This is a genomic window from Staphylococcus sp. HMSC065D05 (genome assembly GCF_001813195.1).
GTDB lineage: Bacteria > Bacillota > Bacilli > Staphylococcales > Staphylococcaceae > Staphylococcus > Staphylococcus epidermidis.
Window position 1 is genome coordinate 136418 of sequence record NZ_KV811769.1, and the last position, 9123, is coordinate 145540.

The 9123-nt window shown below is 34.1% G+C and carries 7 protein-coding genes; 3 read left to right on the forward strand and 4 right to left on the reverse strand.

Annotation, left to right across the window (positions count from 1 at the left end):
• Positions 1-252 precede the first annotated feature (252 nt).
• On the reverse strand, positions 253-1797 hold the full coding sequence (gene pruA / locus HMPREF2897_RS10295) for an L-glutamate gamma-semialdehyde dehydrogenase (protein WP_070593151.1): 1545 nt from the start codon (positions 1795-1797) through the stop codon (positions 253-255).
• A gap of 506 nt (positions 1798-2303) precedes the next feature.
• On the reverse strand, positions 2304-3173 hold the full coding sequence (locus HMPREF2897_RS10300) for an SDR family oxidoreductase (RefSeq protein WP_002447075.1): 870 nt from the start codon (positions 3171-3173) through the stop codon (positions 2304-2306).
• A 202-nt stretch (positions 3174-3375) separates the two neighbouring features.
• Between HMPREF2897_RS10300 and HMPREF2897_RS10305 the strand changes: the two genes are divergently transcribed.
• The 3 genes from HMPREF2897_RS10305 to copZ all read left to right on the forward strand — a co-directional run bounded on the left by HMPREF2897_RS10305 (position 3376) and on the right by copZ (position 6543).
• Positions 3376-3582, forward strand: a complete 207-nt coding sequence (locus HMPREF2897_RS10305) for a hypothetical protein (protein WP_002447074.1) — start codon at positions 3376-3378, stop codon at positions 3580-3582.
• A gap of 238 nt (positions 3583-3820) precedes the next feature.
• Complete coding sequence (locus HMPREF2897_RS10310) at positions 3821-6205, forward strand: heavy metal translocating P-type ATPase (RefSeq protein ID WP_070593153.1); 2385 nt, start codon at positions 3821-3823, stop codon at positions 6203-6205.
• A gap of 131 nt (positions 6206-6336) precedes the next feature.
• Positions 6337-6543: a copper chaperone CopZ gene (copZ, locus tag HMPREF2897_RS10315; RefSeq protein WP_002476992.1), complete on the forward strand. Its 207-nt coding sequence runs from the start codon at positions 6337-6339 to the stop codon at positions 6541-6543.
• Between the two features lie 53 nt (positions 6544-6596).
• Here copZ and HMPREF2897_RS10320 read toward each other — a convergent pair whose 3' ends face one another.
• Both HMPREF2897_RS10320 and HMPREF2897_RS10325 read right to left on the reverse strand, forming a co-directional pair.
• On the reverse strand, positions 6597-7595 hold the full coding sequence (locus tag HMPREF2897_RS10320) for a D-lactate dehydrogenase (RefSeq protein ID WP_070593155.1): 999 nt from the start codon (positions 7593-7595) through the stop codon (positions 6597-6599).
• A 12-nt stretch (positions 7596-7607) separates the two neighbouring features.
• Entirely contained in the window at positions 7608-8768 is a 1161-nt protein-coding gene (locus HMPREF2897_RS10325; protein WP_002490660.1) for an aminotransferase class I/II-fold pyridoxal phosphate-dependent enzyme, read from the reverse strand.
• Positions 8769-9123 lie beyond the last annotated feature (355 nt).

Consider the following 9123-nt stretch of genomic DNA (forward strand, 5'->3'; position numbering starts at 1 on the left):
GAATATGCTTTAAACTACTTTTTTACAATAACCAATTAACAGAATGTGTGTCTTTTTTGTGAACAATACATTATTTTAAACGTTTATTCATATAGTTAGTATTGATGAAAATATTATTTTTAATATATGACTAAACATTCTTCTATCAATTGCAATAATTATTTCCTTTCTAAACTAAAAAGTCGTTGTAAAGTGGTTATAAGTCATCTTCCCTCATTCACGCACATTACAACGACATATTATATATATAAATTAAAACATTTCGGAAACAACTTTTTGTTCTAAGAAATTAAGCAAGTAATCTGGACTTCCTGTTTTAGCATCTGTACCAGACATCTTGAATCCTCCAAATGGATGATAACCCACTACTGCAGCTGTACAGCCTCTATTCAAGTAAAGGTTACCTACATCAAATTCATTCACAGCCTTAATCCAATGTTCACGACGATTAGTAATTACGGCGCCTGTCAAACCATAGTCAGTATCATTTGCTACTTCGATAGCCTCATCAAAATCCTTGACCTTAACAAATCCTACGACTGGTCCAAAAATTTCTTCTTGCATAATACGATCCGCAGATTGTAGTCCGGAGAAAATTGTTGGTTCAACGAAATAACCGGTAGAATCATCTGTTCCGCCGCCAGTCTCTAGTTTGCCTTCTTTTTTACCAATTTCAATATAATTTTTAATTTTATCAAATTGTTTTTGATTAATTACCGGCCCCATAAATGTGTTCTGTTCAGTATTACCTAAAGTTAAGTTTTGAGTTAATTGAATTGCTTTTTCCAATATTTCATCATGCACGTCTTGATGGACTATGGCACGAGAACACGCAGAGCATTTTTGACCAGAGAAACCAAAAGCAGATGTAACAATTGCTTCAGCTGCTAAATCAGTATCTACATTATTATCTACAACTATCGCATCTTTGCCACCCATCTCTGCAATAACACGTTTTAAAAACTGTTGTCCTTCTTGCACTACAGCACTACGTTCATAAATACGTGTGCCTGTAGCCCGGGATCCTGTAAATGTGACAAAATGTGTCTCTTTATGGTCGACTAAATAATCTCCAATTTCTTTTGGATCACCAGGAACAAAATTTACAACACCTTGTGGTAAACCTGCTTCTTCTAATATCTCCATTAATTTATAAGCAGTCAAAACTGTATCCTCAGCAGGCTTTAATAATACAGTGTTACCTGCAACAACAGGAGCTAAAGTTGTCCCAGCCATAATTGCAAATGGAAAATTCCATGGTGGAATTGTCACTCCTGTACCAATAGGCTTATAAAAATAACGATTATGTTCACCCTCTCTGTCTAATACTGGTTTACCATCTGCAAGTTCCATCATTGATCTTGCATAATATTCTATAAAATCGATACCCTCAGCCGCATCTCCAACTGCTTCATCCCAAGGCTTGCCAGCTTCATAAACCATAATAGCGGAAATTTCTTCTTTTCGACGACGGATAATTGCTGCTACACGTAACAATAATTCTGCACGGTCCTTATGCGACCACTTCTTCCATGATTGATACGCATGATTTGCTGATTCGAAGGCTTTTTCAACATCATCTTGCGTTGCTTTAGACACTTTCGCAATGAGCTGTGATGTATTCGCAGGATTCACTGAATTAAAAGTATCGGTTTTAGTAAGTTTTTCACCGTTAATCACAAGTGGTATATCTTGTCCTAGTTGCGCTTTTACTTTCCTTAATTCTTCATTAAAACGCTCAACATTTGCCTGTACTGAAAAGTCAATACCAGGTTCATTTTTGAAAGGTACTACCATTATTAATTACCCCCTATGAATTTATCATTTCTACCATCCTTTGTGCATAAAGGTATGACTAGTCATCTTCTTTTATTTTAAAGACTTTTCTTCGCCATAACCTTTGTCTTATTTTACTATGTAAGCTCACATATTTGCAAACGCTTTCATTTTAAAATGAGTGACTTTTCAAACCGTAAAATTTTCGTTTTCTATAAATAAATTTACAGTTTTAAACATTACCTATGTTTAGACATCTCATTTAACTTATACTTTTCATGGAAGATTTTTTTAAAATTAATCGCTACATGGACTTATTCTTATGTTCACTTTCAATACACATAAACATTTATTCGATTATTGTATAGACATCTAATAGAATCAAGTCTATCAAAATGATATTCTTTTCACCCATCTCCTCGTCATATTACATCTATAAAGTCGTTTAATTTCAACTAATCTTCTCTTAAAGATTTAGCACTACTTAGAATGCCAAACATCAGCTCCAAGTAGTGCTATTAATTTTGTTAAGATGTGATAAAATCGCCACCATTGACATGAATGACTTGACCAGTAATATAGGAACTATCTGCATGTGTTGCTAAGAAGACATAAGAAGGTGCAAGTTCTGCTGGTTGTCCACGACGGCCCATCGGCGTTTCGCCACCTTGATGTTCTACTTTCTCTTCATCAAATGTCGCAGGAATTAAAGGTGAATAGATTGGGCCGGGCGCAACGGCGTTAACCCGAATTCCCTTTTCCATTAAAGTAGTAGCAAGAGAACGAGTAAACGATACTATGGCACCTTTTGTAGCTGAATAATCAATGAGATGTCCCGATCCTCTATATGCTGTAACACTTGTAGTGTTAATAATTGTGTCTCCTTCAGATAGGTAAGGTACTGCTGCCTGGGATAAAAACATCATGCCAAAAATATTCGTCATAAAACTTTCTTTCACTTGTTGTGGAGTGATATCTTCAAAATGATCGCGTGGAAATTGTACGCCACCATTATTTACTAATATATTTAAACCACCGAAGTCATTTATGACGTCTTTGATTAACTTTTGAGATTGCTTTTCATCTTTTAAGTCATGGGCATAAGCTTTAGCTTTTACACCAATTTCTTGAAGTCGATTAACTGTGTCTTCGGCATCTTGATGTTCGTCATAATAACCAATAGCAACATTTGCCCCTTCTTTAGCATATAGTATTGCTACCGCACGTCCAATACCTGAATCTCCACCTGTTATTAGAGCAACTTTATTCTCTAACTTTCCTGCTGCTTTATATTCTTCTAATTCTGCAATGGGTTTAGGTTCCATATCCGCTTCAATACCTGGTTGTCTATTTTGAGTATATCCTTTGATTTTGTTGTGAAATTTTAATAAATCCACTTCTCATCACCTCAATTTATGTTTTACATTTAAATTCCCATAAGGTTTTATCATCAAACACGTACAGCAATTATATTAGAAAATCTAATATGCTATTGCTTAATCAAACTAAGGAATGAGTCAATATCCATTCTATAGACGCATGTTTATCATCATAAAAAAATGTACACTCATATATAATTCAATAAAGGAGTTGTATCCTATGAGAAAAATACTTAAGGGAATTATATTATCATTAATAATCATCGGCTTAATCAAAACGTTCAATGAATACGATGTTATACATTGTGCAAATCATTATTTCGAACAAATCAAAAGTGGAAAAATGATTGAAGATATCAAAATTGACCATTTCAATAATTATCATAATATTAATTTTGAAAACCTAAATCCTTCTGACTTTTTCTAACACTTATGCAATACTAATTGAGAAAAAGATAAAAACATGATGTTATGCATTGTTTCCTATTAATAAATTAAACGATGTATTTTGTTATTTTTATCCATTAATTATTTATACCTATATAGATTTATTGATTAATTTTTCTTAAAGGTAACACATAATACTATCCCATAATATATAAGAGCTAAGCAGTTGACTTGTATACCTATAGGGGGTATATTAGATGTGAAATGGAGGCATTTAGATGGCGAATACAACGTTGACTTTGGATATTATTGGTATGACATGTGCTGCGTGCTCAAATCGCATTGAAAAGAAATTGAATCGTATGAATCATGTTCAAGCTAAAGTGAATCTGACTACTGAGAAAGCAACTATCGACTATGAGTCTGACGATTATCATCTCGAAGATTTTGTAGAGCAAATTCAAAGTCTCGGCTATGATGTTGCTGTTGAGCAAGTAGAATTAAATATAAATGGTATGACATGTGCTGCATGTTCTAATCGTATAGAAAAGGTTCTGAATCAAACGCAAGGTGTACAACAGGCAACAGTAAATTTAACTACCGAACAAGCACACATCAAATATTACCCTAGTGCTACGAACACGGAAGCATTAATTAAACGTATTCAAAATATTGGATACGATGCTGAAACTAAAACTTCATCAAAAGCGCAATCAAATCGTAAAAAACAAGAGTTAAAACATAAACGCAATAAATTAATCATTTCAGCTATTTTATCATTGCCACTATTACTAGTAATGGTGGTGCATATCTCACCTATTTCCATTCCATCCATTTTGGTCAATCCTTGGGTACAATTAATTCTTTCGACACCTGTCCAATTTATTATTGGTTGGCAATTTTACGTTGGCGCGTATAAAAATTTACGAAATGGTTCAGCTAACATGGATGTATTGGTTGCTGTTGGTACCAGTGCCGCATATTTTTATAGCATTTACGAAATGATGATGTGGCTCACACATCAAACACATCACCCACATTTGTATTTTGAAACAAGTGCTATTTTAATTACGTTAATTCTTCTTGGTAAATATTTAGAAGCACGTGCCAAATCACAGACTACCAATGCATTAAGCGAATTGTTAAATTTACAAGCAAAAGAAGCACGTGTAATTAAAGAAAATAAAGAAATTATGCTTCCACTTGATAAAGTTAAAGTCGGAGATACTTTACTAATTAAACCCGGCGAAAAGATACCTGTAGATGGCAAAGTCACTAAAGGAGATACTTCCATAGACGAATCCATGCTAACTGGTGAGTCTATACCTGTTGAAAAAAGTAGTGGCGATTCAGTGATTGGATCTACCATGAATAAAAATGGTTCAATCATGATTGAAGCAACTCAAGTAGGTGGTGATACTGCATTATCACATATAATTAAAGTGGTTGAGGATGCTCAAAGTTCTAAAGCACCGATTCAACGCTTAGCTGATATTATTTCTGGATATTTTGTTCCGATTGTGGTTAGCATTGCGATTATTACTTTTATCATATGGATTATATTCGTTCACCCTGGACAATTTGAACCTGCACTTGTTTCAGCAATATCTGTTTTAGTTATTGCTTGTCCCTGTGCACTTGGTTTAGCAACACCTACATCTATTATGGTGGGTACGGGACGTGCTGCAGAAAATGGCATATTATTCAAAGGAGGCCAATTTGTAGAACGCGCACATTATGTTGATACAATCGTGCTAGATAAAACAGGTACAATTACTAATGGGCAACCTGTAGTAACTGATTATGTTGGTGACAATGATACATTACAACTTTTAGCAAGTGCTGAAAATACTTCAGAACATCCTCTTGCTGATGCCATTGTTACTTATGCTAAAGATAAAGGTCTTAATTTACTTGATAATGACTCTTTTAAATCAGTTCCCGGACATGGCATTAAAGCTACGATTCATCAACAACAAATCCTCGTGGGCAATCGAAAATTAATGAATGATTACAATATATCTATTAGTAATAAATTAAATGAGCAATTAAATCACTATGAATATTTAGGTCAAACGGCAATGATGATTGCCGTGGATAATCAAATTAATGGAATCATTGCTATAGCTGATACAGTAAAAAATGATGCTAAACAAGCTATAAAAGAGCTTAGAAATATGAATATCGACGTGGTTATGCTGACTGGTGATAACAATCGAACAGCTCAAACCATCGCAAAACAAGTTGGCATTGAATATGTCATTGCAGAAGTATTGCCCGAAGAAAAGGCACATCAAATCTCTTTATTACAAGACAAAGGTAAACAGGTTGCCATGGTCGGCGATGGAATTAATGATGCGCCTGCACTTGTAAAAGCCGATATTGGAATGGCTATAGGCACTGGAGCTGAGGTAGCGATTGAAGCTGCAGATATTACGATTCTTGGTGGTGACTTGCTATTAGTTCCAAAAGCTATCAAAGCAAGTAAAGCTACGATTAAAAATATTCGACAAAATTTATTTTGGGCATTTGGATATAACGTAGCTGGCATCCCAATAGCTGCTTGTGGTTTATTAGCACCTTGGATTGCTGGTGCTGCTATGGCATTAAGTTCTGTTAGCGTAGTTACGAATGCCTTAAGACTGAAAAAAATGAAACTATAGTATATATATAATGATGATAAATATCTTACAAAATGATTTACTTTCTAAACAATTTATACAGAAAGCTTTAAAAATTTACATTTGAGCTTTATGATAGTATGTAATATGTGGAGTAAAAAGGAGTGATAATGATGACACAAAAAATCATAAAAGTTGAAGGTATGAGTTGCGAACATTGTAGAAACGCCGTAGAATCGGCACTAGCTAAACTAAATGGCGTATCAAGTGCTGAAGTAAATTTAGATGAAAATCATGTACGCGTTGAGTATAATGATTCAAAAGTTACATTTGACAATATGAAAGAAGCAATTGAAGAACAAGGTTATGATGTTAAATAATCGCTAATGTTAAAAAGCATAAAGGGAATGCTTCTCGCTACCCTTTATGCTTTTTAATTTACTCTTAACTGTGTCGTGCCAGTATTTAATACTTCCATTGTTGCATCTAAAGCATCAAAAATCAGATGTTTAATTGCCGCTTCAGTATAAAATGCTATGTGAGGTGTAACAATAATATCTTCTCTAGTAATTAATTCCTCTAAAAGTGGGTCATTCAAACCGTCTTCACTTCTATCTGTCGTATATACGCCAACCTCATATTCATAAGTATCAAGTGCCGCACCTTTAATTTGACCTTGATTTATTGCAGATAACAAAGCCTTGGTATCTACTAAGGATCCTCTAGCACAATTTACAAACACAGCACCCTTTTTAAACATTTGAAACATATTTTCATTAAACAGGTAGTTGTTATACTGTGTTGACGGCATATGTATTGTGACGATATCTGCATCTTGAATAGCCTCATTTATACTTTGTTTATAGGTAACGTAAGGTTTCACATGTTCACTTGGAAATGGATCATACGCTACAACGTCACATAGATATCCTTCTGAGAATATTTGTGCAACAATGCCACCAATATGTCCCGTGCCAATAACCGCTACCTTTAAATCTTTGATGGATTGAGATAAAATTGATGCCTCCCATCTAAAATCATGCAATCTCATTTTTCTTTGAACATGATTAAAGTGACGTACAATATTGATGGCTTGAGTCACGGTAAATTCAGCAATGCTTCGAGGTGAATAGGAAGGCACATTAGATATAATAAGACCATATTTAGATGCTAACTCTAAATCATAACCATCAAATCCAGCACTTCGTTGAGCAATCTGCCGAATTCCAAGTTGATTTAATTTATTATAAATTGTTTCTGATAATGGTAATGTTTGAGACAGTGATAGTCCATCAAATCCTTCAATAGATTGGACATTGTCTTCAGTTAACTGTTCTTTCGACATCTCTACCTCCACTTCATGTTGTTGTGACCACAGTTCAATGTAAGGTTCATCTTCTTCTCTGACACCCATTAATTTAATTTTAGTCATTTTATAACTCCTTTATCTTTCATACAAATACCGTAACTGTGCTAAGCGATTCGCCGCTTCTTCTAATTGTTTATCATCGAGCGCTAATGAAACCCTCACATATTGATTACCATTTTCACCAAATGGTTTACCAGGTGCAACTAAAATTGACTTTTCTTTTAATAACAACTGTTCGAATGCTTCACTATCATAACCCGGAGGTGTATGTAACCAAATGTAAATACCTCCCTTAGAGTGAACAAACGGTAAATGTGCACGTTGTAGTTGTGATTCAAAATTATCACGTCTACGTCTAAATATTTCATTTTGCTTTTCTAAAAATTCATCATAATGATTGAGTGCGTATGTAGCAGCATCTTGAAGCGCTCCAAACATACCTGCATTTGTATGAGTTTGATACTTCTTTAACGCTTGAATCATTTTTTTATTCCCAACAGCAAAACCAACACGAAAGCCTGACATATTATATCCTTTAGATAAAGAGAATATCTCGATAGCAACATCTTTTGCATTATTAGAAGCTAATATGCTTGGATTTTTGGCGTCAAATCCAAAAGCACTATATGCAAAGTCATGAACTATCTTTGTTTGAGTACCTTTAAAGCGATGAATTGCTTCATCAAAAACATCTTGTGTGGCTGTCGAACCGGTAGGATTATTAGGATATGTTAAATAAATTAGCTTAGTCTTCTCAAGAACTTTAGCACTTATAGTATTCCAATTCGGCAAATAATTTGGTGGCGACAATTTTAAAGGGAGTGGCTTAGCATCAGCTAACATGACCCCCGCTAAATAATCTGTATATCCCGGATCTGGTAAAAGTACGATTTCACCAGGATTAACAACACAAGTAGGTAATGCGACAAGACCATTTTTAGTCCCATATAAAATACAAACTTCATCTTCTTTGTCTAATTCAACATCGTAATGTCTTTGATAGAAGTTAACAATAGCTTGTTTAAAGGTATCTTTGCCATGAAATGGACCATACTTTTGGTTTTCTGGAATACATAGCGCCTCTGAAAAATGATTGATAATACCTTTTGGCGTTTCTCCATCTGGAATTCCAACTGCCATATTTATAAGTGGTAAAGGACCATGTTCAACTTTTTGGCCCATTGTTTTGCCAAAGTAACTATCAGGAATTGAAGCTAGCCTTTCTGACATTTCCATGCTATGCCTCCTCATTAAAATAATCTAATTAGTAAGTACTTTATATTATAACAATAGTTAGAATTTTCTGAAATAAAAAAGAGCTATATCTCGTAAACTACTGAAGCATCCTGAAAAAGCACTAGTGAACCATATCAAAAAATGATCGGTTGTCCAAACAGCTTAATTTTGCGTTCCATTTTTTGAAAATTCCGTCATTCGGTACACAGCAATGTTAAAACTTTGTGATATTAAACTTATTAGAAATTAAAAAAGCATTAAACAACATCATACAATGTTAGTTTAATGCTTTAAATATCAGTATATGATTAATCATATATAATTAGTGAATATAATTATATGAAGCAGCTTGGCT

Bases quoted from the DNA above. Each gene is read 5' to 3' on its own strand.
- copZ (WP_002476992.1), top strand. From the start codon at position 6,337: ATGACACAAAAAATCATAAAAGTTGAAGGTATGAGTTGCGAACATTGT.
- pruA (WP_070593151.1), bottom strand. From the start codon at position 1,797: ATGGTAGTACCTTTCAAAAATGAACCTGGTATTGACTTTTCAGTACAG.
- HMPREF2897_RS10320 (WP_070593155.1), bottom strand. From the start codon at position 7,595: ATGACTAAAATTAAATTAATGGGTGTCAGAGAAGAAGATGAACCTTAC.
- HMPREF2897_RS10325 (WP_002490660.1), bottom strand. From the start codon at position 8,768: ATGGAAATGTCAGAAAGGCTAGCTTCAATTCCTGATAGTTACTTTGGC.
- HMPREF2897_RS10305 (WP_002447074.1), top strand. From the start codon at position 3,376: ATGAGAAAAATACTTAAGGGAATTATATTATCATTAATAATCATCGGC.
- HMPREF2897_RS10310 (WP_070593153.1), top strand. From the start codon at position 3,821: ATGGCGAATACAACGTTGACTTTGGATATTATTGGTATGACATGTGCT.